Here is a 24,254-nt window from a genome sequence, read left to right as displayed (position 1 = left end):
CAGTCGGCGCATGACGAAATGGGAGTACCTCACCGCACCGGTCCTCGTGCACGCCACGAAGCAGATCCTCGACAACTTCGGCCAGGACGGCTGGGAGCTCGTCCAGATCGTGCCGGGCATGAACCCCGAGAACCTGGTCGCCTACTTCAAGCGTCCGGTCGCATGACGGGCACGGTCTGATGTCGGCCGTCGAGAGCCGGCTGGCCGAGGCCGGGCACACGGTCCCCGAGGCGCCGGCGCCCGTCGCGGTCTACGTCCCGGCCGTGCGCACGGGCTCGTACGTCTACACGTCGGGGCAGCTGCCCCTGAGCGGGGGCGAGCTGCTCGCCACCGGCAAGGTCGGCGACGGCGTCGACCCGCAGCTGGCGTACGACTGCGCGCGCCAGTGCGCGCTCAACGCGATCGCGGCCGTCAAGTCGGTCGTCGGCGACCTCGACGAGGTCGTGCGCGTCGTCAAGGCCACGGTCTTCGTGGCGAGCACGCCCGACTTCACGGGCCAGCCGGCCGTCGCCAACGGGGCCAGCGAGCTGTTCGGCACGGCCTTCGGCGACGCCGGGCAGCATGCCCGCAGCGCCGTCGGCGTCCCGGTCCTGCCCCTGGACGCGCCCGTCGAGGTCGAGCTGGTCGTCGAGGTTCGATGAACCGCATCCCGATGCCCGGGCGGCTGCGCGAGGCGGCGGCGAACCCGTCGGCCGAGCCCGTCGCGGCGCGCGACGCCGCCACGATCGTGGTCGTGCGCGACGGCGACGAGGGCATCGAGGCGTACCTGATGCGCCGGCAGACCAGCATGGCCTTCGCGGCCGGCATGTACGTCTTCCCGGGCGGCGGGCTGACGGCGTCCGACGTCGAGCACGACGTCCCGTGGGTCGGGCCGGCGGCCGACGAGTGGGGTGCCCGGTTCCGCTGCGCGCCCGACCTGGCGAAGGGGCTCGTCGTGGCCGCCGTGCGCGAGACGTTCGAGGAGACCGGCATCCTGCTGGCCGGCCCCGACGCCGACACGGTCGTCTCCGACACCGGCGGCCACGACATGCAGGCGGCCCGGGGCGCCCTCGACGAGGGGGAGTTGTCGTTCGCCGAGTTCCTCGTCGACCACGACCTCGTGCTGCGCGCCGACCTGCTGGGCGCCTGGGCCCACTGGATCACGCCGGAGTTCGAGCCGCGCCGCTACGACGCCCGTTTCTTCGTCGCGGCGCTGCCGGCGGGCCAGCGGGTCGGCTCGATGAGCCGCGAGTCCGACCACGCCACGTGGGCGCCGCTGTCGCGCGTCCTGGCGGCGGTCGACGCCGGCGAGGCCGCCATGATGCCGCCGACGATCGCGGCGTGCCGCGACGTCGCGGCGCACACCGCGGCGACGGTCGTCGACGCGTCGGTCGGCCGGGAGTTCCCGACGATCCTGCCGCAGCTCGTGCTCGTCGACGGCGAGCCGTACCTCGAGACCTACCTGGGGGAGAACCCATGAGCGTTCGCACCGTCACGGTCACCGACCGCGCCTCGTTCGTCCTGGCCGAGAACCCCGGCATCATGACGCTCGACGGCACCAACACGTGGATCCTGCGCGAGCCCGGCGCGACGCGCTCGGTCGTCGTCGACCCCGGCCCGTCCGACGACGACCACCTGCAGGCCGTGCTGGCGGCCGCCGGCGAGGTCGGCCTCGTGCTGTTCACGCACCGCCACCTCGACCACACCGAGGCGCTGGAGCGGCTCGTCGAGCTGACGGGGGCGCCGGCCCGGTCGATCGACCCGGAGTTCTCGCGCGGCGCCGAGCCGCTGACCGACGGCGAGACGATCGACGTCGACGGCCTGTCGATCGAGGTGCTCGCGACGCCGGGTCACACGACCGACTCGACGTGCTTCCTGCTGGGGGCCGAGGCGTCGCTGCTCAGCGGCGACACGATCCTCGGCCGCGGCACGACCGTCATCGCGCATCCCGACGGCGTGCTCGGGCCCTACCTCGACTCGCTGGCACACGTCCGCGAGCTCGTCGAGGAGGGGCTGGTCGAGCGCATCCTGCCGGGCCACGGGCCCGTCATCGGATCGCCGGCCGAGGTCGTCGACTTCTACCTCGAGCACCGCGCCGAGCGCCTCGACCAGGTGCGTGCGGCCGTCGAGGCGGGCGCGACGACGGCCCGCGAGGTCGTCGAGACGGTCTACCGCGACGTCGACGAGTCCCTGTGGGGCGCCGCCGAGCTCAGCGTCGCCGCCCAGCTCGACCACCTGCGCGCCTGACGGTCCGCCCGACCCGCCGCGCCGGATTCCCGGGTCCAGCCCGGAAGCGAACGGGATGAACCCCGTTTCCGTTGACCGCACCCAGGACGCATCAGGGGTGAGGTGACGGAGAACGGGGTTCACCGGGGAATCCGCGGGTGCCGCCGCCGGCAGGAAGCGCGGACGGTCAGCGCGCGCGGCGCTGGAGGCGCTCGAGGTCGAGGATGACGACGCTCCTCGGCTCCAGGCGCAGCCAGCCGCGGCTGGCGAAGTCGGCGAGAGCCTTGTTGACGGTCTCGCGGGAGGCGCCGACCAGCTGGGCGAGCTCCTCCTGGGTCAGGTCGTGGTTGACGTGGATGCCGTCGTCGGCGCGGCGGCCGAAGCGCGACGCCAGGTCGAGCAGCGCCTTGGCGACGCGGCCCGGAACGTCGCTGAAGACGAGGTCGCCGACGACCTCGTTGGTGCGGCGCAGGCGGCCGGCGAGCTGGTTCAGCAGCGCGTGGGCGACGTCGGGGTGGGCGTTGAGCACGGGCGAGAGGGCCTCGTGGCCGAGGCTCTTGAGCTCGACGTCGGTGACGGCCGTGGCGGTCGCCGAGCGGGGGCCGGGATCGAAGAACGACAGCTCGCCGAACATCTGTCCGGGGCCGAGGATCGCGAGCAGGTTCTCGCGTCCGTCGGGCGACGTGCGTCCGAGCTTGATCTTGCCCTCGGTGACGACGTACAGCTGGTTGCCGTCGTCGCCCTCGCTGAAGAGGATCTCGCCACGGCGCAGGCTCGACGAGGACATCGAGGCCTCGAGCGCGCTGGCCACCTCGTCGTCGAGGCCGGAGAACAGCGGTGCCTGGCGGAGAACGTCGTCGGTCACGGTCTTCCTAACGGTCGTGTATCGGGAGTCACAGTACGCGCACCCTTGCGCAGTTTCCCACATCAGGGCGCTCGACGGCGTGATACGCGCCGAGCCACGTAGGCTTGAGCACGTGCCGACGACCGTGACGAGACCGGAGACGTCCCTGGTGCGTCGGGCCCGCAAGATGCACCGGGTGCTCGCCGAGACGTATCCCGAGGCCGGGTGCGAGCTCGACTTCACGTCGCCGTTCGAGCTGCTGGTCGCCACGGTGCTGTCGGCGCAGACGACCGACCGCCGCGTCAACGCCGTGACCCCCGGACTGTTCGCCACGTGGCCCGATCCGTCCGCGATGGCGTCGGCCTCGCGGGCCGAGCTCGAGCAGGTGCTGCGCCCGACGGGCTTCTTCCGCGCCAAGACCGACAGCCTGCTGGGCCTGTCGGCGGCCCTCGTCGACCGCTACGACGGGCAGGTGCCGGCACGGCTCGACGAGCTCGTGACGCTGCCCGGCGTCGGCCGCAAGACCGCCAACGTCGTGCTGGGCAACGCCTTCGACGTGCCGGGCCTGACGGTCGACACGCACGTCGCGCGGCTCGTGCGACGCTTCGAGTGGGTGCCGCCCGAGATCGCCAAGGACCCGGTCAAGACCGAGCACGCGATCGCCGCGATCTTCCCGCGCCGCGACTGGACGATGCTGAGCCACCGCCTGATCTGGCACGGACGCCGTCGCTGCCACGCCAAGAAGCCGGCCTGCGGAGCGTGTCCCGTGGCCCGCTGGTGCCCCGCGTTCGGCACCGGTCCGACCGACCCGGTCGAGGCCGCGGCCCTCGTCACGACCCAGGGGCCGGCGTGAGGAGGCGCCTCGCGGCGACGGCGCTCGCGTCGCTGCTGGTCGTGGCGGGCTGCTCGTCGTCCGGCACCGGCGATGGCGACGACGGCACCAAGCCGACGTTCGGGGGCGGCGGTGCCGACTCGTCCGGCAGCACCGTCGCGCCGGCCGAGCTCGCCGCGGCCAAGGAGGCGGCCGGCATCGCCGACTGCCCGGCAGCCGGGGCGCCCGCGGCGGGCGACGAGACCCTCCCGGCCACGACGCTGTCGTGCCTGGGCGGCGGCACCCCGGTCGATTTGTCGACATTAACCGGCACCCCGACGGTCATCAACCTCTGGGCGAGCTGGTGCGGGCCGTGCCGCACCGAGCTGCCCGTGCTGGCGCGCGCCGCCGACGCCTACGGCGACGACGTCCGCTTCATCGGCATCGACTACAAGGACGGCGATCCCGACGCCGCGATCGAGCTGGCCCGCTCGGCCGGCGTCACCTACCCGCTGCTGGCCGACCCCGACGAGGCGACCAAGGCCGATCTGAAGGTCGTCGGTCTGCCGCAGACGATCTTCGTGGACGCGCAGGGAAGAATGGTCGCCACCGAACGAACCGCCTACGACTCGTACGACGACCTCACGTCCGCGATCCGACGACACCTGGGAGTGACGCCATGACGGCCGAGACGCTGCCCGACTGGCTCCGTCCGCTGGCCGAGCTCGCGGGGTCCGTGCAGTCGTTCCAGCTGTCGCCACGGTTCCCCGACGTGCCGCCCGACGCGCGTCCCGCCGCCGTCCTGCTGCTGTTCTCCGACGGCGCCGACGGGCCCGAGCTGCTCCTGACCGAGCGCGCCACCACGATGCGCAACCACGCGGGCCAGATCTCGTTCCCCGGCGGCAAGGCCGACCCGGGTGACGCCGACTCCGTCGCGACGGCCCTGCGCGAGGCCGAGGAGGAGGTCGGGCTCGACCTGACGACCGTCGACGTGTTCGGCACGCTGCCGACGCTGTGGCTCCCGCCGAGCAACTTCGCGGTCACCCCGGTGCTGGGCTACTGGCGCACGCCGACCCCCCTGCGTCCCGTCAGCGACCTCGAGGTCGTGACGGTGCTGCACCAGCCCATCGCCGAGCTCGTCGACCCCGCCAACCGGTTCAGCGTCGCGCACCCGTCGGGCTGGCGGGGGCCCGCCTTCGAGGTCGGCACGCCCATGCCGCTGTGGGGCTTCACGGCCGGCATCGTCGCGCGGCTGTTCGAGGTGCTGGGCTGGGACCAGCCGTGGGACGACACCGTGACCCGTCCCCTGCCCGAGCTGCCCTCGTGAACTCCCTCGACGTCATCATCGTCGTGGTGCTCGTCGCCTACGCCGTGTCGGGCTACTTCCAGGGGTTCGTGGTCAACCTCGTCGCGACGCTGGGTCTCCTGGCCGGCGGCCTGCTGGCGCTCGCGGTCGTCCCGCGGCTGCTGTCGGGCGACATGCCGACGCTGTCGAGCTCGTTGCTCGCGCTGGGCCTGGTGATCGGCGCCGGCGCCGTCGGCCAGGCGATCGGCACGCTCGTCGGCTCGGGGCTGCGGCGCGGCCTGACGTGGCAGCCCCTGCGATCGCTCGACGCCGTCGGGGGCAGCGCGCTCAGCATCGTCGCGGTGCTGGCCGCCGCGTGGGCCCTGGGCTACTCGGTCAGCGGCACGTCGATCCCGTACCTCTCGACGGCCTCGCGCGACTCGTCGATCCTCGAGAAGGTCGACGGCGTCATGCCGACCCGGGCGACCTCGGTGCTGAGGTCGTTCAACGAGGTGCTCGACTCCAACCTGTTCCCGCGCTACATCGACCCGTTCGAGTCCGAGGACATCACGGAGGTCTCGCCGCCCGACGAGGCCACGCTCGCCAGCACGGGTGTCCGACGGGCGCGTGACAGCGTCGTCAAGGTGCTCGGCCAGGCGCGCTGCGACCGGGGCATCGAGGGCTCGGGCTTCGCCTACGCCGATGGCCGGATCATGACCAACGCGCACGTCGTCGCGGGCGTCGAGACGCCCTCGATCGTCGTCGACGGCCGGCAGGTGCCGACCCGGGTCGTGCTGTTCGACAAGCGGCTCGACATCGCGGTGCTGGCCGTCGACGGGGTCGACCTCGAGCCGCTCTCGTTCGACGACTCCGGCGAGGCCGGCCAGCCCGCGGCGGTCCTGGGGTACCCGCAGAACGGTCCGTTCGACGCCCGCGCGGCCCGCATCCGCAGCGAGCTGCGGCTGCGCAGCCCCGACATCTACGACCGCGGGCAGGTCGTGCGCGAGACCTTCGCGGTGCGCGGGCTGGTGCGCTCGGGCAACTCCGGCGGGCCCTTGGTGTCCGAGCGCGGGGACGTGCTGGGGGTCGTCTTCGCGGCATCGGTGTCCGACACGTCGACGGGCTACGCGCTGACGGCCGACCAGGTCGCCGACGACGCCCGCGAGGGCGCCCGGGCCACCGCCGAGGTGTCGACGGGGGAGTGCGCGTGAGGACCGTGACGGCGCTCGTCGCGGGTCTCGTCGCGGTCGTCGTCGCGATCGTGACGGTGCCGATGTTCTGGGTGTCGACGCACGTCGTCGACGAGGACGGGTACGTGACGTTCAGCAGCTCCCTCGCGACCGACGACGACCTGCAGGCCGCGGTCGCGGCCTACCTGGCCGACGACTTCGTGCAGCGCGGCCTCGTGCCGGCCCCGCTGCAGGACACCGCGGCGGGGGTGCTGACGAGCGTCGCGCAGGCCGCGGCCAACCAGCCGGGATTCGTGGCGGCGTGGGACGAGACGCAGCGGAGCCTGCACCGCTCGGCGTTCGGCGACGGCAGCGGACCGCTCACCGTGCGTCTCCAGCCGCTCGGTCGGTTCGTGGCCGATCGGGCCGGCGAGCGCCTGCCGGTGTCGCTCGACGTGTCGACCGACCTCGCGGCGCCCGTGGGCACGGCCGCCGACCGGTCGAGGCTGCAGCAGCTCGAGCGGGCCCAGACCTACTCGCTGCTGGGGCTCATGATCGTCCTGGCCGGGGCGGCGCTGTGCCTCGTCGTGGCGCGGCGTCGCACGCTCGCCGTCGCGGGACTGGGGGCCGGGGCGCTCGTGGTCGCGGGCGTGCTGCGCGTCGCGACCGAGATCGTCGCCCCGCAGGCCGTCGACCGTGCCGAGGGCCTGTCGCCGTTCGCGCAGCAGGTGCAGAGGCTGCTGGTCGAGCGGGCGGCCGACTCGTTGTCGGCGTGGCTCGAGCAGATCGCCCTGGTGGGCGCCGTCGCCCTGGTGGTGGGTCTGCTGGGCCGGATCGTCGTGGGGTTCAGGAGGTCCGGCGCGGCGAGCTGACGTGCCGGCCCGGGCCTGCGGCTCCGGGCGTCGGCAGCGTCGGGGACGACGTGCCGGTCTGGCCCTTGAGCGCCGCCGGGATCTCCTTGGCGGCGGCGATCGTCTTCTCGGGCACGCTGACCTTCTTGAGCAGCCTGATGCCCAGCAGGATCAGCAGCACCACGACGAGCAGGTAGAAGCCCGCGACGATCAGGAACGCCCAGGCGGGGTCGAGCCCGGCCATGACGATGAAGTACGCCACCGAGATCGACAGCATCACGATGATGAGCAGGCCGAAGAACGCCGACACCGCGATCATGCCGGCCCCGATGCCGCCGGCCTTGACGCTGACGCGCAGCTCGCTCTTGGCGAGCTTGATGACCGTCTGGAGCAGCAGCGTGATGTCGCGCATCGCGTCGCCGATCAGCCGGCCGATCGTCGGTTCGTCCTGGGTGCTCATACCCGCGAGCCTACAAGCGATCGGGCCGGGGGCGCAGGTCAGCGTCGGGCGAGCGCCGAGATCAGTCCGGCGTCCGACACCCGCCAGACCAGGTCGCCGCCGATGACGACGAGCAGGAGGGCCGTCCCGGCCCACAGATCGACCCGCACCGCGCGCCGCGACGCGGGGGACTCGTCGGCGTCCGAGGGGGTGGGCATGGCACCACCCTGCCCGGCCCACGTGTGACGAACCTGAACGCCGAGCGTCCGGAACCTGTGCATCCCCCGACCGCGCGCGGAAGGCCCGCCCGGCCCGTGGAGGTGTCCACGGACCGAGCGAGCGCAGCGCGCTACTTCTCGGAGCCGGCCCCCGTCAGCGACCGCACCTCGAGCTCGGCGAAGCGGTCCTCGCTCGAGCGCTCCTTCGACGTGATGGTGCCGAGGTATCCGAGCAGGAAGCCCAGCGGGATCGACACGATGCCGGGGTTCTCGAGCGGGAACCAGCTGATGTCGACGCTGGTCGGCAGGAGCGACAGGTTCTTGCCGGTGGCGTCGACGCCCTTGCCCGAGACGATCGGCGAGAAGATCACCAGGCCGACCGACGAGATCAGTCCGCCGTAGATGCTCCAGAGCACGCCGCGGGTGTTGAAGCGCTTCCAGAACAGGTTGAACAGCAGCGCCGGCAGGTTGGCCGAGGCGGCGACGGCGAAGGCCAGCGCCACCAGGAACGCGACGTTGAGGCTCTGGCCGGGGATCGCCAGGGCGATCGCGATGCCGCCGATGACGAACGCCGAGATGCGGGCGACCTTGATCTCGTCGGCGCCCGACGCCGTGCCCTTCTTCCAGACGCTCGCGTACAGGTCGTGCGCCACCGACGAGGCCGACGTCAGCGTCAGACCCGCCACGACGGCGAGGATCGTCGCGAAGGCGACCGCCGAGATGAGGGCCAGCAGGACCGCGCCACCGGTCGTGCCGGGACCACCGCCCACGGCCTCGGCCAGCAGGGGGGAGGCGAGGTTGCCGCCGGAGTCGATGATGCGCTGCTTGGCGTCGCCCGTGACGAGAGCGGCCGCGCCGAACCCGAGGATCAGGGTCAGCAGGTAGAACGAGCCGATGATGCCGATCGCCCACAGGACCGACTGGCGGGCCTGGCGTGCCGTCGGGACGGTGTAGAACCGCACGAGGATGTGCGGCAGGCCGGCGGTGCCGAGCACCAGGGCGATGCCGAGCGAGATGAAGTCGATCTTGCTGGTCGTCGTGGCGCCGTACTTGAGCCCCGGCTCGAGGAAGGCCGAGCCCTTGCCGCTGTTCTGCGCGGCCTGCCCGAGCAGCTCGGACACGTTGAAGCCGAACTTGGCGAGCACCAGGACGCTGATCAGGATCGTGCCGCCCATCAGCAGCACGGCCTTGACGATCTGGACCCACGTGGTGCCCTTCATGCCGCCGATGACGACGTAGAAGATCATCAGGATGCCGACGGCCACGATCGTGAGGTTCTTGGCGGTCTGGCTGTCGACGCCGAGCAGCAGCGACACGAGGGCGCCGGCGCCGACCATCTGGGCCAGCAGGTAGAAGATCGACACGACGATCGTCGACGTCGCCGCGGCGGTCCGGACGGGCGTCTGCCGCATCCGGTAGGCGAGCTGGTCGGCCATCGTGAACCGTCCGGAGTTGCGGAGCAGCTCGGCGACCAGGAGCAGCGCCACGAGCCACGCCACGAGGAAGCCGATCGAGTACAGGAAGCCGTCGTAGCCGGACAGCGCGATGGCACCGGAGATGCCGAGGAACGAGGCCGCCGACATGTAGTCGCCGCCGATCGCGAAGCCGTTCTGGACGCCGCTGAAGCTGCGCCCGCCGGCGTAGTAGTCGGCCGCCGTCTTGGTGTTGCGGCTGGCCCAGAACGTGATGCCGACGGTCAGCAGCACGACGAGCAGGAACAGGGTGGCCGTGAGGGCCTGGTGGTCGTCGGAGGACGACGCCTGGACGAACGTGATGCCTGCGAGCGAGGTGCTCATGCGTTGGCCTCCTTCTCGTACGCCTCGTTGAGGGCGTCGGCGATGGGGTCCATGTTCCTGGCGGAGAAGCGGGCGTACCAGAACGCGATGCCGAAGGTCGTGATGAACTGCAGCAGGCCCCACAGCAGCGCGATGTTGACGTTGCCGAAGACCTGGGTGTTCATGAGGCCCGGCGCGTAGTTGGAGCACAGGACGTACAGCAGGTACCAGACCATGAAGCCGACCGTCATGGGCACGACGAAGCCCATGTAGGTCTTCTTCAGCTGCTTGAACTCGTCCGACGCGTGGATGCGGTCGTAGGCCGCCTGAGCCTGGGGAGTCGCTCTCTCCGCCACGATGGTTCACCTCTTCCGTGTGAGGGCGGCGCGAGGGGCGCGGCCGTCCACGACGCTAGGGCGCTCCAGGGGTGTGAGCCAGATCACCACGGGCCCCGTGCGCCGGAGGTGGGGTCGCGGTGCGGCGTGCGGTCGGAGGGGCGCGACGAGCGGTCGTCCCGGCGGGACGAGCGGTTGCCCCGCCTCAGTCGCGGCGGTCGACGGCGATGTGCTCGGGCGTGTGCAGCCGGACCATGGTGCGCGAGACGTTGCCGGGCACGTCGGCGCGGGTCAGCAGCGAGACGCCGACCATGAGCCCGAAGCCGACCGGCACCGACCACGCCGCGGGCTGGCTCATCAGCACGCCGAGCCACCCGGCGGGTTGCCACGCGATCGTCATGACGGGGGCGATGCCGGCGCACAGGCCGCCGCCGATCATGCCCGCGACGGCTCCCCGCGCCGTCAGCCCGCGCCACCAGATGCCCAGCACCAGCAGGGGGCAGAACGTCGACGCGGCCAGGGCGAAGGCGAACGTCACCGAGTTGGCCACCGCGATGCGCTCGGCCGACAGCGCCAGCAGCAGCGGCACGAGGATGCCGCCGGCCGCGGCGATCCGCAGGGCCGCGATGGTGCTGAGGCGTCGACGTCCGGCGCGTCCGCGCGAGAGGCCCTGGCCGATGACCCCCGCGACCGACATCGTGATGCCCGACGACGTCGACAGGAAGGCCGCGAACGCCCCCGCCGTCAGCAGCGCCGCGAGCACCTCGCCCAGCCCTCCGCCGAGGACCCGCGACGGCAGCTCGAGCACGACGGTGTCGGCGCTGCCCGAGGCCAGCAGGTCGCTCGCGTAGATGCGCCCCAGCACGCCGTAGACCGTCGGCAGCAGGTAGAACGTGCCGAGCAGCGCCAGGACGATCAGGGTCGTGCGACGCGCCGCACGACCGTCCGGGTTGGTGTAGAACCGCACGACGACGTGCGGCAGGCCCATCGTGCCGAGGAACGTCGCGACCAGCACCGAGTACGTCAGGTAGAGGCCGGGGCCGTCGGTGCCGCCGAACGGCGTGAACCACGCCTCGGGGGCGACGGGGGACGGTCGTCCGTCGTCGGTCCACGCGTGCACCAGGAAGAACACCGGGACGAGCAGCGCCGTGAGCTTGAGCCAGTACTGGAAGGCCTGGACGAACGTGATGCTGCGCATGCCGCCCGACACGACGTTGATCACGACGATGACCGCGACCAGCACCGTGCCGACCCACGTGGGCGCCCCCGTGACGGTGCGCAGCGTCAGGCCCGCGCCCTGGAACTGGGGCATGAGGTACAGCCAGCCGACCGCCACGACGAGCACGCTGGCGACCTGCCGCACCCGCACCGACTGCAGCCGCACCTGGGCGAAGTCGGGGATCGTGTACGCGCCCGACCGGCGCAGCGGCGCCGCGACGAACACCAGCAGCATCAGGTAGCCCGTCGTCCAGCCGATCGGGTACCAGAGCATGTCGGCGCCGTAGGCCAGGACGAGCCCCGCGACGCCGAGGAACGACGCCGCCGACAGGTACTCCCCGCCGATCGCCGAGCTGTTCCACACGGGGCTGACCGAGCGCGACGCGACGTAGAAGTCGCTCGTCGTGCGGCTGAACCGCAGGCCGAACGCACCGATGCCGAGCGTCGCGAGCGACACCAGGGCCACGGCCACGACGCCGTAGGTCGTGTTCACGGCTCGTCGGCGCGTTCAGGCTGCACGAGCTCGGCGAAGTCGCGTTCGGCCCGCTCGGCCTGGCGGATGTAGACCCACCCCAGGCCGAACAGTCCCGGGTAGACCGCGACGCCCAGGATCAGCCACGGCGCCGGCACCCCCAGCACGCGGAACTCCGTGACGGTGTCGAAGGCCATGAACGTCAGCGGCAGGGCGCCGATCGACAACACCAGCGTCAGGGCCACCGCGATCGCGGCCCGCAGCTGCGAGCGGATCAGCGACTGCATGTAGATCTCGCCGATCCCGGTCGACTCGTCGATCTCCTGGCGCACGCTGCGGCGGACGTGCGCCGGCGCCGACGTCAGCGGGTTGGTGACGCGCACCCGTCCGGTGGGCGGCGGGTGCTGCCCGTCGTCGCTCACAGGGCGCGTTCGTGGATCAGGTCGCGCAGGGCCCGGGTGTGGCGGCGGGCCACCTGCAGTTCGACGAGCTCGGTGCCCGACGGCACGACGACGCTGCAGCGTCCGGCCTGCACCCGCACCTCGCGCACGTGGGCCAGGTTGACCACGATGCTGCGGTGGATGCGCACGAACCCCGCGTCGGCCCACTCGTCGGCGAGCGTGCCCAGCGGCGTCCGCACGAGGTGGCTGGCCCCGTCGGCGACGTGCAGGCGCACGTAGTCGCCCTGCGCCTCGGCGTGCGCGACGGACGCCCGCGAGACGAAGCGCGTCACGCCGCCGAGCTCGACCGCGATCTGCTCGTCACCCGCGGACGTGCCCCGGTCGGCGTCGGCACCCGCGCTGGCCCGCCGGACGCTCTCGCGCAGCCGCTCCTCGCGGATCGGCTTGAGCAGGTAGTCGACGGCGTTCATCTCGAAGGCCTCGACGGCGTGCGCCTCGTGGGCCGTGACGAACACGATCTGCGGCGCGGCGCGGAAGTGGCCCAGCAGCCGGGCGATGTCGAGACCGCTCAGCCCCGGCATCGCGACGTCGAGGAACACCAGGTCGATGCCGCCCTGCTCGAGCAGCCGCAGCGCGTCGGTGCCGCTGTGGGTGCCGCGCACCGAGGCGATGCGGTCGTCGCGCTGCAGGAGCCACACCAGCTCGTCCAGGACGGGCTGCTCGTCGTCGACGACGAGGGCGTGCAGCGAGGCGGGCATGGGGCCGATCCTGCCCCGATGGTGACCCGCGCCACAAGTCGGTCGGTCAGGACGACGTGTCGACGTCGGGCGAGAACTTGGGCACCCGCAGCGAGACCTTGGTGCCGAAGCCCGGCGCCGTCTCGACCACGATGCCGTACGCGTTGCCGTAGACCGTCCGCATGCGCTCGTCGACGTTCGCGAGGCCCACCGACGCGCTGGGGTTGCGCCCCGACAGCGCCGCCCGGACGACCTCGGGGTCGACGCCGGCCCCGTCGTCCTCGATCGTGATGAGGCACTCGGGGCCGGTGTCGAGCGCCGTGACGGTGATGGTGCCGTCGCCCGCACGGCTCTCGAGACCGTGCCGGACGGCGTTCTCGACCAGCGGCTGCACCGACAGGAACGGCAGCGTCACGCTCAGCACCTCGGGCGCGACGAGCGTCACGACCCGCAGACGGTCGCCGAACCGGGCCTTCTCGAGCACGAGGTAGCGCTCGATCGACCGCAGCTCCTCGGCCAGCGTCGTGAACTCGCCGTGCTGGCGGAACGAGTAGCGGGTGAAGTCGGCGAACTCGAGCAGCAGCTCGCGGGCCCGCTCGGGGTCCGTGCGCACGAACGACGCGATCGCGCCGAGCGAGTTGTAGATGAAGTGCGGCGAGATCTGGGCTCGCAGCGCGCGCAGCTCGGCCTCCATGAGGGCCGTGCGCGACGTGGCCAGCTCGGCGAGCTCGAGCTGGCTCGACATCCAGCGCGCCACCTCGGTGGTGGCCCGGGCCAGGCCCGCCGAGGCCTCGTCGGTGACGATCACGACGCTGCCGACGACGCGCTCCTCGACCGCGAGGGGTGCGACGATCACGCGTCCCGCCGCCCGCGTCGTGCCGCTGCCGATCGCGGCGCGCACGAGGTCGGCGACGTCGGTGTGCTCGCCCGGCCCGTCCCACGCGAGGGGGCCCTCGGTGTCGGTGATCGCGACGGTGCGGGCGCCCAGCAGCGTCCGGACGTGGGGCAGGGCGCTCGCGGCGCTCTCGGCGTCGAGCCCGCGGCGCAGCGCGGGTGCCGCGAGGGCCGTCGTGTGCAGGGTCTCGTAGGTCGCGCGGTCCTCCGGCGTCCCGAGGCTCGGGCGGCGCGCCAGCAGCCACCACCGCGCGAACGCCGCGACCGCGACGAGTGCGGCTGCCGCGACCAGGGCGGTCAGGAGGTTGTCCATCCGCCGACGCTACCGCGCCGGGTTCGGTGCGGACCTCATCGCAGAAGCGGTGGCGCAGGTCCTGATGTGATGACGTCCGGGGACGGTCAGTCGTCGCCGATGCCGCGGGCGTGGAGGGCCGCGCCGGTGTCGTAGGCGTGGGCGACGGTGCGGATCGCCATGGGGGACAGGTTGGCGCGGGGACTGCGCTCGAGCCCGCGGGCCTTGGCGGCCTCGCGGGTCTCGCGGAAGATCTCGAAGATCGCGGGGATCGCCCCGATCATGAGCGAGAACGCGAGGGCGACCTTCTCGGGGTCGACGCCGAGACGTCGGAACGGTCGCAGCCCCCGCACGATCGCGTCGAGCATCCGGTCCATGGGCGTCGTCGCGGTGAACGTCGTCGCGACCACGACGAGCGCGAGGGTCGTCGCGACGACCTCGACCGCCACGGGCCAGCCGCGCTGCCACCACTGGAAGCCGCCCAGCACCGCGACCACCACCAGCAGCGGCCGCAGCCCACGCCACACGGCCCCGGGCGGCACGCGGGCCCAGGCCGACAGCAGCACCGCGCCGGCGAGCGCCGCGACGGGGGGCCACGGCCCCCGCAGCGCGACGACGACGATGCTCGTCAGCACGACGAGCCCGAGCTTGGGCCCCGCCGGGATGCGGTGCCAGACCGTCGTGCCCGGACGGTACGTGCCGAGCGGCAGTGCGCCCCTCACGCCGACGTCACGCTGTCGCGGTACCAGGCGACGGCCTCGGCGGGCTCGCCGTCGGCGGCGATCCGCCCGCCCTCGACGACCAGCACCCGCTCGCAGCGCAGCGCGAGGTCGAGGTCGTGCGTCACGAGCACGAGCTGCTGCTCGAGCGACAGCAGCCGGTCGGCGACGATCGCGGAGTTGCGCAGGTCGAGCAGCGTCGTGGGCTCGTCGGCGACGACGATCGACGGCTCGGTCGCCAGCACCCCGGCGAGCGCGAGCAGCTGCTGCTGGCCCCCCGACAGTGCGTGCACGCTGGTGTCGGCGAGGTGCGCCAGGCCGTACGTCGCCAGGACGTCCATGACGCGGCGCTGCCGCTCGTCCTTGTCCTTGACGAGTCGCCGCAGCGAGAGGGCGACGTCCTCGGCGACGGTCGGCATGACGAGCTGGGCGGCGGGCTGGGTGAACACGAAGCCGACCCGCCGGCGGACGGCCGGGCCCTCGGACGCGACGTCGAGGCCGTCGACCGTCACGGTGCCCGACGACGGCGTGACCAGCCCGTTGACGAGCCGCGCCATCGTCGACTTGCCCGACCCGTTGCCGCCGATGAGCGCGACGCGGTGCTGCGTCAGGGTGGCCGCGACGTCGCGGAGGATGACGACGTCGCCGCCGGACGCCTCGGCGGTGACGGTGACGCCGTCGAACGCGATGTCGGCCATGGGCCGAACGCTACCGAGCGCGCGACAGCAGGGCCGGGAAGGCCCGGTGCACGGCCGCGGCGACGACCGCGGCGGCGGCGAGCTTGGCCAGGTCGGCCGGGACGTAGGCGAACGAGCTCGTGACGGTCGTGCCCCAGGGCGTGTCGGCGTACAGCGCGATGCCGGTCGCGCCGACGACCCACACCAGCGCCTCGGCGACGACGCCGCCGGCCAGGACGACCCCGGCCGTGACCGCGACGCTGCGGCGGTGCGCCCGCTCGACGGCCAGGCCGACGATCAGTGCGGCGAACGGGAACGCGAGCAGGTAGCCGCCGGTGACGCCCGTGAACGGCGCGACGCCCGACGTGCCGCCGGCGAAGATCGGCAGGCCCGCGGCCCCGACGACGAGGTAGAGCACGACGGCGAGGAACCCGCGGCGCGCGCCCAGCACCGCGCCGGCCAGGAAGATGCCGAACAGCTGCAGCGTGACGGGCACGCCGTTGACGCCGAACGGCAGCGCGGCCGAGACGGCGCACACCGCGATGAGGGCCGCGAACGTCGCGATCAGGGCGAGATCGGTCGTGCTCGCGACGGGGCGACGGGTCGTGGTGCTGGACATCGGGGCTCCTGGGGGGCGATACCTGAACGGTGCTCAGGTGAACGGCGTTCAGGTTAGCGTAGGATCGCCGTCGGTTGTCAACGTCAGGAGTCGGAGTGCGCTACCGCAGGAGCGACGTCGTCGAGCGGGCCGTCGGCGTCCTCGACCAGTACGGCCTGGCGGATCTGTCGATGCGGCGAATCGCCGCCGAGCTGGGCCTGCAGCCGTCCGCCCTCTACCACCACTTCGCGAGCAAGCAGCACCTGCTGGCCGCGGTCGCCGACGAGCTGCTCGAGCGCGGTCGTCGTCCGTCCGCCGACGACGTGCCGTGGGACGTCGCCGTCGTCGGCGCCGGGCACGCGCTGCGCGACGCCATGCTGGCGTACCGCGACGGCGCCGAGCTGATCGCGACGGTGCAGGCCTTCGGCCTGGGACACGTCTCGCCCCTCGTGCCGCTGGTGCGGGCGGTCGACCGCGGGGGCTTGCCTCCCGAACTGGCCCGGGCCGCCGCGACGACGATCCTGCACTTCGTCTTCGGTCACGTCTCGGAGGAGCAGGCGCACCTGCAGGCCAGCAGCGTCGGCGCGATCGGCGACGACGCCCCGGCCGGCGCCGACGCGGCCTCGTTCGACCTCGGGCTCTCGCTCATCCTCGACGGCGTCCGCCACCACCAACCCGTCACCGGGGCGTAGCGAGCAGGCGGCCGCGCGAGCGGCGAGACGAGGGGCGAGGAACGAGCCCCGCCCGCCTATCACCAGGACGCGTGGAGCGGACGGCCCTCGTCGTAGCCGGCCGAGCTCTGCAGCCCGACGACGGCGCGGTCGTGGAACTCCGCGACCGACCGCGCTCCGGCGTACGTCGCGCTCGAGCGGACGCCCGCGACGATCGAGTCGACGAGGTCCTCGACGCCCGGACGGTCGGGGTCGAGGAACATGCGTCCGGTCGAGATGCCCTCCTCGAACAGCGCCATGCGGGCGCGCTCGAAGCCGGCCGCGTCGCGGGTGCGGTTCGACACCGCGCGCGCCGACGCCATGCCGAACGAGTCCTTGTACGGCCGCCCGTCGGTGCCGACCTTGAGGTCGCCGGGGCTCTCGAGCGTGCCGGCGAACCACGAGCCGATCATGACGCTCGCCGCCCCCGCGGCCAGCGCGAGCGCGACGTCGCGGGGGTAGCGGACCCCGCCGTCGGCCCACACGTGCGCGCCGAGCTCGGTCGCCGCGGCGGCGCACTCGAGCACGGCCGAGAACTGGGGGCGGCCCACGCCGGTCATCATGCGGGTCGTGCACATCGCGCCGGGTCCGACACCGACCTTGACGATGTCGGCGCCCGCGGCCACGAGGTCGCGCACGCCGTCGGCCGACACGACGTTGCCGGCCGCGACGGGGACGCGTCGGCCGCCCGCGGCGACCCGCGCGTCGCGGGCCGCGACGACCAGCGGCAGGGCCTCGAGCATCTTCTCCTGGTGGCCGTGCGCGGTGTCGACGACGAGGACGTCGATGCCCATCGCCAGCAGGGCCTCGGCCTTGCCCGTGACGTCGCCGTTGATGCCGACCGCGGCGCCGATCACGAGGCGTCCGTCGGGGTCGACGGCGGGCTCGTAGATCGTCGACCGCAGCGCGGCCTTGCGGGTCAGGACGCCCACGAGGCGTCCGTCGGCGACGACCGGGGCGACGTCGATGTGCTGCGCCGTCATCTGGTCGAAGCACGTGCGCGGGTCGGCGCCGACCGCGAGCGTGAGGACGTCGGTCGTCATGACCTCGCGCACCTGCGCGAAGCGGTCGACCTCGGCCCCGTCGCGCTCGGTGACGACGCCGAGGAACGCGCCGTCGTCGTCGACCACCGCGACGGCACCGTGGGCGCGCTTGGGGATCAGGCTCATGGCCTCGCCGACCGTCGTGGACGGGCTGACCGTGACGGCGGTGTCGTAGACCGTGTGCGCGGCCTTGACGCGGTCGACGGTCGAGGCGACGACGTCGAGCGGGATGTCCTGAGGGATGATCGCGACCCCTCCGCGGCGCGCGATCGTCTCGGCCATGCGGCGGCCCGAGATCGCGGTCATGTTGGCGACCACGAGGGGCAGCGTCGTGCCCGTTCCGTCGGCGGTCGAGAGGTCGACGTCGAAGCGGCTCGTGACCCCCGAACGGGCCGGGACCATGAAGACGTCGTTGTACGTCAGGTCGTAATGGGGCAGCAGGTCGTTGAGGAACTTCACGCCCAGAGTCTAGGCGGCCGCGCTGTTAGGGTGCCGTCGTGCGCATCGCCTTCCTCGGCAACGGGCTGACCGGGTACCTGGCCGCCCAGTACCGCGAGCTCGCCCGCCTGGGCCACGAGCTGCTGGTCGTCCAGCCGGGCAGCCCGGAGGTCGCGGTCGGGGCCATGCGCGACACGGCCTTCGACGAGCTGGGGGTCGCGTCGTTCGCCGAGCTGCTCGAGTGGACGTCGGAGCCGTCCGCCGCCGACCTCGTCGACCGGGTGCGCCGCTTCGACCCCGACGCCGTCGTCATGAGCTCGTGGAACTTCGCCGACTCGTACCGCGCCGTCATGAAGTCGCTGCCGCCCGGCGTGGTCCGCGTGCTGGTCATGGACAACCTCTGGCGGGCGGCGCCGCGGCAGTGGCTGGGGCGCGCGACGAGCCGCTGGTACGTGCACTCGGTCGCCGACGTCGCGATGGTGCCGAGCGAGCGCTCCGAGACGTACGCGCGCATGCTCGGGTTCGGCCCGGCCGACGTCATCCGGGGCTCGCTGTCGGCCGACCTGTCGCTGTTCGGCGGCGGCGACGAGCGTTCGGGCGACGAGCTCGCCGCGCGCCGCTCGTTCCTGTTCGTCGGGCGGCTCGTCGACCACAAGGGCGCCGACGTCCTCGCGGCGGCGTACCGGCGGTACCGCGAGCTGGTCGACGACCCGTGGACGCTCGAGGTCGTGGGCCTGGGCCCGCTCGACCACCTGCTGCGCGACCAGCCGGGCGTCACGATGCACGGGTTCGTCCAGCCCGCGGGCGTCGCCGAGCTGATGCGGACGGTCTCGTGCAGCGTCGTGCCGTCGCACGTCGAGCCCTACGGGGTCGTCGTGCACGAGGCGACGGCGTCGGGGCTGCCGGTGCTGTGCACCGACTTCGCGGGCGTCGCCGCGGGCCTGGTGCAGGACCACGCCAACGGGTGGGTCGTGCCGGCCGGCCACGTCGAGGAGTGGGCCGCGGCGATGGCCCGCGTGTCGGGCTGCTCGCCCGAGACGCTGGCCGACATGTCGCGCGTCAGCCGGGCGCTGTCGACCCGGCTGTCGCCGCAGATCTGGGCGCGCAACGTCGCCGAGCAGATCGCCCGTCGCCGCGGCGCCTGACGAGCCGAGTCGTGCGCGAGCGCTAGGGCGCCCACCAGATCGCGGTGTCCCACACGCCGTTGGTCGTCCAGACGCGCCGCCAGCCCTCGCGCTCGGTGCGGTCGACGAACTCCTGCCACCCGGCCGTCGCCGGGGCCTCGACGGACCACGGCGAGCGGGTCGTCGTGGGCAGGTACGTCTCGGCGTTGTCGACGACCAGGATGCCGCCGGGGCGCAGCAGGTCGAGCGCCCGCAGCACGCAGCCGTCGCGGTACTCGCCGTCGACGAAGGCCAGGTCGAGCGACGCGGGCGCGATCTCGGGCGCTGCGTCGACGTACGCCGACCGGTGCTCGGGCGTCTCGTAGCCGAGCTCGTCGAACGAGACGAGCCGCAGGTCGACGTTGTCGACGTGACCGGCGTCGAGGTCGGCCCGCAGGCTCGCGTGCCACTGCGGCGAGCCCTCGACCGACGTCAGGTGCTCGATGCGTCCGGCGAACCACGCCGTCGTGCCGCCCGAGCCCCACTCGATGCCACGATCGGTGGGCCTGAGCAGCTGGTCGAGGATCGTGAGCGCGTCGCGCGTGATCCACGGGCGCCGCTGCGGTCGCAGGGCGGCGGCCCGGACGGTGAGGGAGTCGCGCAGGTAGCGCGGGACGTCGCGAGCGCCGAGCCCGAGGTGCGGCGACAGGTGGCCCGGACGCCCCGCGGCCCACTGCGGGTGGCGGCGGTTCCACAGCGACGTGGCGATCCGCGACGTCAGGCCGTCGGACGTCACGCGACGTCCCCGCGCTTGGTCGCCTCCACGGCCATCTGGGCCCCGCCCTCGTCGGCCCGCTGGTCGAGGCCGTCGAGCTCGGGGTGCTCGCTCGAGCCCGGCACCGAGCGGGTGACGTCGGTGAAGCCGACGCGCTCGAGCTCGCCGGCGAGCGTCTCGAAGTCGTACACGTAGCCCGTGTGGTGGCCGAACGACGCGATCGGGATGCGCACCCAGTCGAGCGGGTGGTCGACCGTCAGCCCGTACTGCTCGTAGACCGCGGCCTCGGGATCGCCCTTGGGCGAGACGCCCGCGAGGTAGCGGTCGACGTGGCCGCGCAGGTCGGGCGTCACGAACCGGATGACGCCGCCGGGTCGAAGGCAGCGGAACGCCTCGGCGAACAGCGTGCGCCCGGCCTCGAGCGGCACGTGCTCGATGACGTTGTCGGAGTAGACGTGCGACACCGAGGCGTCCTCGAGCGGCCACGTGCGGGTCGCGTCGAGGAAGTGGCGCGTGACGGCGTTGACGTTGGTCACGACCCACCCCTCGCGGGGCGCCAGGCCGCCGAGCTCGAGCCGCAGCGGCCGGGGGGTCGAGGCCAGGGTGCGCGACGTGCGTCGCCGCGCGAGCGGGGTGTTGACGGCCAGCACGGGAGGCCGCAGCACGGCGTGCAGTCGAGGGTTCACGCCCCGACCATAACGTCTGCGTCGCCTGATTTCACCGTGATCCGAGACCTCGTGAACGGCAGTAACCACTCGGGTCCGGGCTCGTTGGTTGGGGGACAGGTGCCGTCGTCCGACCGGGCACCCGGACGGTCTGGAGGGCCGATGAGCGACGCCCGGAGCACGACGCTCGTCGTCGAGCCCGACCCCGGCGGCCACCGCTTCCAGGCCGTCGCGGCCGTCGCCCGGCTGGCTCGCGCGTTCGGACCCGTCGTGCTGCTCACGAGCTCGGAGGGACGCCGCAGCGTGGCCCTCGACGTCTACCTCGGCGACCTGGTCGGCCGCGGCGAGCTGACGGTGCTCGACCCGTTCGACGAGATCCACCCGCCGACCCGCGCGATGGCGTCCGAGGTCGCCGGCCGGTGCGCGGCCGCGGCGCGCCGCGGTGACGCGCCGGTCGGACGCGTCGTCGTGATGGACGCCGACCAGGCGCTCAAGCGCTGGTGGGCCGTCGCGCCGCGGTTGTTCCGTGGCCTGCCCGTGCGCCCGCGCGTCGTCTTCATGCTGACCCGCTACCCGGCGCGGCTCGCGCTGACCGACCTGACGGGCTGGCGCCTGCGGGGCCCCAAGGCCGTCCTCGCGGTCGTCGCGATGGCGACGCGCAGCCTGCACCGCGTCGTGGGCTTCAGCGGCCGCGACGACACCGCGCAGGGCTGGATCGTCAAGCGCGTCCGCGATCCGCACTACTGCTCGGCCCACTCGCGCGACCGTGCCGAGCACCGCGCGCTGCTGGGGCTCGACCCCGACCGGCTGCTCGTCGGCATCTTCGGTGCCGTCGACGCCCGCAAGAACCCGCAGCTGGTCCTCGACGCGATCTCGGCGGCGGGCCTCGACGCCACGCTGGTGGTCGCGGGAGGCTTCGACGACGAGGTGCGCGCGTGGGCGCGCGGCCTCGACGACGTCGACCGTGCCCGGGTCTTCCTGCGCGACGAGTTCCTCGACAACGACGTGCTCGACCGGTTCGTGGCGTCGGTCGACGTCGTCCCGCTGGCCCTGACGAACAACGGCCCCAGCGGCATCATGGGCAAGGCGCAGGCCGCCGGCGTCCCGGTCGTGACGGCCGGCTCGCGCGTGCGGGCCCGCGAGGTCGAGGCCACCGGCACGGGCATCGCGTGCGACTTCACGGCCGCCTCGATCGGCGACGCGATGCGGCGCGCGGTCGACGGCGGGATCGTCGCCGGCACGCCGCTCGGCGAGGTGTCGGCCGAGGAGTTCGCGATGACGCTGCTGGGCGTCGACGCCGACGGTCGCACCTTCGACCGTCGTCGCGTGCTGCAGGCGGGCGCCCGGTGAACGTCCGCACCCGCGCGATGCACGCGGTGGCCGACCGTCTCGGACGTCGCGGGTTCGAGCTGCGCCGGCACCCCGCGACGCGGCGGCAGCACGTGCTGACCCGGCACGGTGTCGACCTCGTGCTCGACGTCGGCGCGGCCGACGGCGGCTACGGCACGTCGCTGCGGTCGTTCGGCTACCGCGGCGACATCGTCTCGTTCGAGCCGCAGGCGCGGGCGTTCGACCGCCTGCGCCGCACGATCGCGGCCGATCCCGGCTGGACGGCCCGCCACCTGGCGCTGGGCGCCGAGCCGGGCGAGCTGACCATGAACATCGCGTCCAACAGCACCAGCAGCTCGGTGCTGCCGATGCTCGACACGCACGTCGCCGCGGCACCGTCGGTCCGCTACGTCGGCACCGAGTCGGTCACGGTCGGACGCCTCGACGACGAGGTCGCCGAGGCGCTGGCCGGCCACCGGCGCCCGTTCCTCAAGATCGACACGCAGGGCTTCGAGCGCGAGGTGCTCGACGGCGGGCCGGCGACGCTCGCGGCGTGCGTCGGCGTGCAGCTCGAGCTGTCGCTCGTGCCGCTGTACGGCGGCGGCATGCTGATCGACGAGGCCGTGGGGCGCATGTACGAGGAGGGGTTCCAGATGGTGGGTCTCGAGCAGGGGTACGCGGCACCGACCGGCGAGATCCTGCAGATCGACGGCGTGTTCGTCCGTCCCGGGACGGAGGTCTGACGTGGTCACGCCCTCCTCCGACGCGCCGAGCTTCCGCGACCTCGTGTTCTCCGACTATGCCCGCTACCGCCCGGGCGCGCGGCAGGGCTGGCTGCACGTCCTGCTGCGTGTCCCGAGCGTCCCGGGCCTGCTCGCCTCGCTGCTGCTGCGCTCGCAGCAGTGCCTGTTCCGCTCGGGCCACGTCACGGCGGCGCACTCGCTGCGCACGCTCGGCAACGTCCTGGTCGGCGCCGACTTCGGCGCCGGCATGCAGGTCGGCCGCGGGTTCATGCTGGCGCACCCCGTCGGCGTGACGATCGGCTTCGGCCTCGTGATCGGCGACGACGTGACGTTCGCGGGCGGCGTCACGTGCGCGGCGCGCCACTACGACGCGAGGCCCGGACGCGAGCAGGAGTTCGCGACGATCGGCGACGGCGTGCTGATCGGCGCGAACGCGGTGCTGGTCGGCGGGGTGACGATCGGGCGCAACGCCGTGGTCGGGGCCAACTCGGTCGTGCTGTCGGACGTGCCCGAGGACGCCGTCGTGATGGGGTCGCCGGCCCGCCGTGTCGGCACGAGGGAGGACGCGTCATGACCGTCAAGGAGTCCTACGACCCGGCTTCGCACTACGACCGCGTCATGGCCGCGTGGCAGCTGCTGCTGGGCGACGAGCTGCACTACGGCGTCTTCGACGACGGCGACGAGCCGCTCGACGTCGCGACCCGCGCGCTGACCGAGCGCATGGTCGCGGCGGCCGACCTGCAGACGTCCGGACACCTCAGGGTCCTCGACGTCGGCTGCGGCTCGGGCGCCCCGGCCCGCACGATCGCGGGCCGGTTCGGTGTCGAGGTCGTCGGCATCACGACCAGCGCGGTGGGCGTCGAGACGGCCCGGCGGCGCACGGCCGAGGCGGGCGTCGACGGCGTCACGTTCGAGCAGCGCGACGGCACCGCCAACGGCTTCGACGACGCCTCGTTCGACCGCGTGTGGGTCATGGAGTCGGCGCACCTCATGCGCGACAAGGACGCCCTGGTGTCCGAGTGCGCGCGCGTCCTGCGGCCCGGCGGCCGGCTCGTGCTGTGCGACCTGGTGCGGTGGCGCGAGATCGCGTTCCGCGAGGTGCGCGAGCGGCGCGACGACTTCGCGGTGCTGCGCGAGGCGTTCGGCGACGCGCACTTCGAGTCGCTCGACGGCTTCGGCGCCCTCGCGAGGGGGCACGGCCTGGTGGTCGACCGCGGCGACGACCTCACGGCGGCGACGCTGCCGACGTTCGACCGGTGGCGCGCCAACGCCGACGCCCACCACGACGCGGTCGTCGAGCTGATCGGCACCGCGGGTCGCGACGCGTTCGTGCGCTCCTGCGACATCCTCGAGGCCTTCTGGCGCGACGGCACCTTCGGCTACGGGCTCGTCTCGGCGACGAGGCCCGGAGGGTCGACGTCGTGACGGCCGACTCGTGACAACCGCGTCGCTGCGTCGTTGACCTTCGCAGGAGCACCCGTTCCGCCCGCCGCCCCGTCCCGCCCTTC

The 24,254-nt window shown here is 73.2% G+C and carries 30 protein-coding genes; 15 read left to right on the top strand and 15 right to left on the bottom strand.

The window, feature by feature from the left end:
* Positions 1 to 10 precede the first annotated feature (10 nt).
* Genes ASD10_RS18585 through ASD10_RS01260 form a run of 4 tightly spaced genes read left to right on the top strand, consistent with a single transcriptional unit; the run spans position 11 to position 2,226 of the window.
* Entirely contained in the window at positions 11 to 166 is a 156-nt protein-coding gene (locus tag ASD10_RS18585) for a DUF4177 domain-containing protein (RefSeq protein ID WP_118397113.1), read from the top strand.
* Positions 167 to 179: 13 nt separating this feature from the next.
* Positions 180 to 641, top strand: coding sequence for a RidA family protein (locus tag ASD10_RS01270; RefSeq protein WP_056603498.1), 462 nt, complete (start codon positions 180 to 182; stop codon positions 639 to 641).
* Entirely contained in the window at positions 638 to 1,459 is an 822-nt protein-coding gene (locus ASD10_RS01265) for a hypothetical protein (RefSeq protein WP_056603495.1), read from the top strand. The genes ASD10_RS01270 and ASD10_RS01265 overlap by 4 nt, the downstream gene beginning before the upstream one ends.
* Positions 1,456 to 2,226, top strand: coding sequence for an MBL fold metallo-hydrolase (locus tag ASD10_RS01260; protein WP_056603492.1), 771 nt, complete (start codon positions 1,456 to 1,458; stop codon positions 2,224 to 2,226). Before ASD10_RS01265 ends, ASD10_RS01260 begins: the two co-directional genes overlap by 4 nt.
* Positions 2,227 to 2,392: 166 nt before the next feature.
* On the opposite strand, the gene ASD10_RS01255 is transcribed toward ASD10_RS01260, so the two are convergent.
* Entirely contained in the window at positions 2,393 to 3,070 is a 678-nt protein-coding gene (locus ASD10_RS01255; protein ID WP_056603489.1) for a Crp/Fnr family transcriptional regulator, read from the bottom strand.
* Positions 3,071 to 3,236: 166 nt separating this feature from the next.
* Here ASD10_RS01255 and nth point away from each other — a divergent pair, with 166 nt between their 5' ends.
* From nth to ASD10_RS01230, 5 genes are read left to right on the top strand one after another with little or no spacing between them, the layout of a single operon-like run.
* Positions 3,237 to 3,902 (top strand): endonuclease III, encoded by a 666-nt coding sequence (gene nth / locus ASD10_RS01250; protein WP_082556234.1) that lies wholly within the window; start codon positions 3,237 to 3,239, stop codon positions 3,900 to 3,902.
* Positions 3,899 to 4,543: a TlpA disulfide reductase family protein gene (locus ASD10_RS18580; protein ID WP_056603486.1), complete on the top strand. Its 645-nt coding sequence runs from the start codon at positions 3,899 to 3,901 to the stop codon at positions 4,541 to 4,543. The genes nth and ASD10_RS18580 overlap by 4 nt, the downstream gene beginning before the upstream one ends.
* Positions 4,540 to 5,187 carry a CoA pyrophosphatase gene (locus ASD10_RS01240; protein WP_056603483.1) on the top strand — a complete coding sequence of 216 codons (648 nt, stop codon included), beginning with the start codon at positions 4,540 to 4,542 and terminating at the stop codon, positions 5,185 to 5,187. The genes ASD10_RS18580 and ASD10_RS01240 overlap by 4 nt, the downstream gene beginning before the upstream one ends.
* Positions 5,184 to 6,356: a MarP family serine protease gene (locus ASD10_RS01235; RefSeq protein WP_056603480.1), complete on the top strand. Its 1,173-nt coding sequence runs from the start codon at positions 5,184 to 5,186 to the stop codon at positions 6,354 to 6,356. The genes ASD10_RS01240 and ASD10_RS01235 overlap by 4 nt, the downstream gene beginning before the upstream one ends.
* Entirely contained in the window at positions 6,353 to 7,186 is an 834-nt protein-coding gene (locus ASD10_RS01230; protein WP_157432400.1) for a hypothetical protein, read from the top strand. Before ASD10_RS01235 ends, ASD10_RS01230 begins: the two co-directional genes overlap by 4 nt.
* Here ASD10_RS01230 and ASD10_RS01225 read toward each other — a convergent pair.
* From ASD10_RS01225 to ASD10_RS01180, 11 genes are all read right to left on the bottom strand, one after another.
* Positions 7,161 to 7,625 (bottom strand): phage holin family protein, encoded by a 465-nt coding sequence (locus ASD10_RS01225; RefSeq protein WP_082555949.1) that lies wholly within the window; start codon positions 7,623 to 7,625, stop codon positions 7,161 to 7,163. The two genes, ASD10_RS01230 and ASD10_RS01225, sit on opposite strands and share 26 nt — an antisense overlap.
* Before the next feature lie 38 nt (positions 7,626 to 7,663).
* Positions 7,664 to 7,822, bottom strand: coding sequence for a hypothetical protein (locus tag ASD10_RS18575; protein ID WP_157432399.1), 159 nt, complete (start codon positions 7,820 to 7,822; stop codon positions 7,664 to 7,666).
* 131 nt (positions 7,823 to 7,953) lie between these two features.
* Entirely contained in the window at positions 7,954 to 9,618 is a 1,665-nt protein-coding gene (locus tag ASD10_RS01220; protein ID WP_056603472.1) for a cation acetate symporter, read from the bottom strand.
* Positions 9,615 to 9,953, bottom strand: coding sequence for a DUF485 domain-containing protein (locus ASD10_RS01215; RefSeq protein ID WP_082555948.1), 339 nt, complete (start codon positions 9,951 to 9,953; stop codon positions 9,615 to 9,617). Before ASD10_RS01215 ends, ASD10_RS01220 begins: the two co-directional genes overlap by 4 nt.
* 184 nt (positions 9,954 to 10,137) lie before the next feature.
* Positions 10,138 to 11,643: a cation acetate symporter gene (locus tag ASD10_RS01210; protein ID WP_056603469.1), complete on the bottom strand. Its 1,506-nt coding sequence runs from the start codon at positions 11,641 to 11,643 to the stop codon at positions 10,138 to 10,140.
* A complete protein-coding gene (locus tag ASD10_RS01205) occupies positions 11,640 to 12,044 on the bottom strand; it encodes a hypothetical protein (RefSeq protein WP_082555947.1) in 405 nt (134 codons plus the stop codon). Before ASD10_RS01205 ends, ASD10_RS01210 begins: the two co-directional genes overlap by 4 nt.
* Positions 12,041 to 12,781 (bottom strand): LytTR family DNA-binding domain-containing protein, encoded by a 741-nt coding sequence (locus ASD10_RS01200; RefSeq protein ID WP_056603466.1) that lies wholly within the window; start codon positions 12,779 to 12,781, stop codon positions 12,041 to 12,043. The genes ASD10_RS01205 and ASD10_RS01200 overlap by 4 nt, the downstream gene beginning before the upstream one ends.
* A 46-nt stretch (positions 12,782 to 12,827) precedes the next feature.
* Positions 12,828 to 13,967 carry a sensor histidine kinase gene (locus ASD10_RS01195; protein ID WP_056603463.1) on the bottom strand — a complete coding sequence of 380 codons (1,140 nt, stop codon included), beginning with the start codon at positions 13,965 to 13,967 and terminating at the stop codon, positions 12,828 to 12,830.
* A gap of 86 nt (positions 13,968 to 14,053) precedes the next feature.
* A complete protein-coding gene (locus ASD10_RS01190; RefSeq protein WP_056603460.1) occupies positions 14,054 to 14,668 on the bottom strand; it encodes an energy-coupling factor transporter transmembrane protein EcfT in 615 nt (204 codons plus the stop codon).
* Entirely contained in the window at positions 14,665 to 15,363 is a 699-nt protein-coding gene (locus ASD10_RS01185) for an energy-coupling factor ABC transporter ATP-binding protein (RefSeq protein ID WP_056603457.1), read from the bottom strand. Before ASD10_RS01185 ends, ASD10_RS01190 begins: the two co-directional genes overlap by 4 nt.
* Before the next feature lie 10 nt (positions 15,364 to 15,373).
* Positions 15,374 to 15,961, bottom strand: a complete 588-nt coding sequence (locus ASD10_RS01180) for a biotin transporter BioY (protein WP_056603454.1) — start codon at positions 15,959 to 15,961, stop codon at positions 15,374 to 15,376.
* Positions 15,962 to 16,056: 95 nt separating this feature from the next.
* Between ASD10_RS01180 and ASD10_RS01175 the strand changes: the two genes are divergently transcribed.
* Positions 16,057 to 16,632 (top strand): TetR/AcrR family transcriptional regulator, encoded by a 576-nt coding sequence (locus ASD10_RS01175; RefSeq protein WP_056603451.1) that lies wholly within the window; start codon positions 16,057 to 16,059, stop codon positions 16,630 to 16,632.
* A 59-nt stretch (positions 16,633 to 16,691) separates the two neighbouring features.
* On the opposite strand, the gene ASD10_RS01170 is transcribed toward ASD10_RS01175, so the two are convergent.
* On the bottom strand, positions 16,692 to 18,152 hold the full coding sequence (locus tag ASD10_RS01170) for a GuaB1 family IMP dehydrogenase-related protein (RefSeq protein ID WP_056603448.1): 1,461 nt from the start codon (positions 18,150 to 18,152) through the stop codon (positions 16,692 to 16,694).
* Between the two features lie 38 nt (positions 18,153 to 18,190).
* Between ASD10_RS01170 and ASD10_RS01165 the strand changes: the two genes are divergently transcribed.
* Complete coding sequence (locus ASD10_RS01165; protein WP_056603445.1) at positions 18,191 to 19,276, top strand: glycosyltransferase family 4 protein; 1,086 nt, start codon at positions 18,191 to 18,193, stop codon at positions 19,274 to 19,276.
* A gap of 22 nt (positions 19,277 to 19,298) precedes the next feature.
* Here the strand turns inward: ASD10_RS01165 and ASD10_RS01160 are convergent, their stop codons facing one another.
* The gene (locus ASD10_RS01160; RefSeq protein WP_056603442.1) at positions 19,299 to 20,030 is read right to left on the bottom strand and encodes a class I SAM-dependent methyltransferase; all 732 of its coding nucleotides are present in this window, start codon (positions 20,028 to 20,030) and stop codon (positions 19,299 to 19,301) included.
* On the bottom strand, positions 20,027 to 20,695 hold the full coding sequence (locus tag ASD10_RS18570; protein ID WP_162248812.1) for a methyltransferase domain-containing protein: 669 nt from the start codon (positions 20,693 to 20,695) through the stop codon (positions 20,027 to 20,029). Before ASD10_RS18570 ends, ASD10_RS01160 begins: the two co-directional genes overlap by 4 nt.
* Before the next feature lie 141 nt (positions 20,696 to 20,836).
* Here ASD10_RS18570 and ASD10_RS18565 point away from each other — a divergent pair, with 141 nt between their 5' ends.
* From ASD10_RS18565 to ASD10_RS01135, 4 genes are read left to right on the top strand one after another with little or no spacing between them, the layout of a single operon-like run.
* A complete protein-coding gene (locus ASD10_RS18565; RefSeq protein WP_056603436.1) occupies positions 20,837 to 22,024 on the top strand; it encodes a glycosyltransferase in 1,188 nt (395 codons plus the stop codon).
* Positions 22,021 to 22,746 (top strand): FkbM family methyltransferase, encoded by a 726-nt coding sequence (locus ASD10_RS01145; RefSeq protein WP_056603433.1) that lies wholly within the window; start codon positions 22,021 to 22,023, stop codon positions 22,744 to 22,746. Before ASD10_RS18565 ends, ASD10_RS01145 begins: the two co-directional genes overlap by 4 nt.
* Before the next feature lies 1 nt (position 22,747).
* The gene (locus tag ASD10_RS19525; RefSeq protein WP_056603430.1) at positions 22,748 to 23,320 is read left to right on the top strand and encodes a serine O-acetyltransferase; all 573 of its coding nucleotides are present in this window, start codon (positions 22,748 to 22,750) and stop codon (positions 23,318 to 23,320) included.
* Entirely contained in the window at positions 23,317 to 24,171 is an 855-nt protein-coding gene (locus ASD10_RS01135) for a cyclopropane-fatty-acyl-phospholipid synthase family protein (RefSeq protein WP_056603428.1), read from the top strand. The genes ASD10_RS19525 and ASD10_RS01135 overlap by 4 nt, the downstream gene beginning before the upstream one ends.
* Positions 24,172 to 24,254 lie beyond the last annotated feature (83 nt).

This window comes from Aeromicrobium sp. Root472D3, from assembly GCF_001426485.1.
GTDB lineage: Bacteria > Actinomycetota > Actinomycetes > Propionibacteriales > Nocardioidaceae > Aeromicrobium.
The sequence above is the reverse complement of the archived record's forward strand: the minus strand, read 5'-3'. Positions and strand labels throughout refer to the sequence as shown.